Genomic DNA, 908 nt, shown 5'->3' with positions numbered 1-908 from the left:
GCTCCACAGGCTTTTGCTTGCAAGCAACGAGTAATAACGTAAAAAGTAAGAGACGATTCATGATAGTTTTGAGTTTTGAGTTTTGAGTTGCTATTGTCGGTTTAATAATTTATTGGCTTGATCATTGGTTAATGGACACATTGCCCCCTCTCCGTTTAATTCGGCCAGCCAATACCCCTGGGCATTCTTAAAGAGATAGAAATTAGGAGTAGGGGCGGGATCCATACCCCAGCCTTTCTCATAGCCCTCATAGATAGCCAAAAGCTCCACGTCCTTGCTTGGGAACAGCCTTGTAGTACCACCATACCAATAATCTTTATCGGCTAAGAAACCATTGGGTACTACCCTTAGAGAAGCATTGTCATAACCCTTTACTACTACATATCGGCGTTCGCTCTTCCAATCATGTTGGTTATTATCATACCACTCCTTATAGATCAAATGATAAACCTGCCCCTGGTGTCTCCAAAAGGGATAGGAAAGCTGCTCAAAGCCTGTGGTGTCTATTTCTTTATTCTTTTGTTTATCGTCTTGGGAAGGGAATAATTCTCTTAGAGGTGTATTTCCTTCTTTGAGCAACGCCAACTGCCGAGGGGTGAGGTGAGGTACATAGAGGCTATCGTCATAACCATTATAATAAGCCTGATCCTCATAGATAAATAGTCTCTGAACACCCACATAGAAAAAGTTTTTCCCATACTCAGGGCGGTTTGTATAGTGGAAAGGCAGCTTTTTACGCCAATTATACACCCCATTCTTGTCATACAGATAGTAATAATGCCCTGGAACAACCTCAAAAGTAGCCACATCATAGCCAGAGATTGGTTCTCTCCCTTCGTAGAGCTTGTTTCCATCGGTGACCAAAACCTCAAACAGCTTTATCTTGCTCAAATTCTCCTTGGGTATGG

The 908-nt window shown here is 42.4% G+C and carries 1 protein-coding gene; it reads right to left on the bottom strand.

Going from position 1 to position 908, the window contains the following annotated elements; translation table 11 throughout:
- Nucleotides 1-90: 90 nt before the first annotated feature.
- Nucleotides 91-908: DKNYY domain-containing protein (locus tag HMPREF1551_RS10825; protein WP_021629187.1), on the bottom strand; the 818-nt coding region annotated here is incomplete at its 5' end.

It is taken from the genome of Capnocytophaga sp. oral taxon 863 str. F0517 (assembly GCF_000466425.1).
Classification (GTDB): domain Bacteria; phylum Bacteroidota; class Bacteroidia; order Flavobacteriales; family Flavobacteriaceae; genus Capnocytophaga.
The sequence above is the reverse complement of the archived record's forward strand: the minus strand, read 5'-3'. Positions and strand labels throughout refer to the sequence as shown.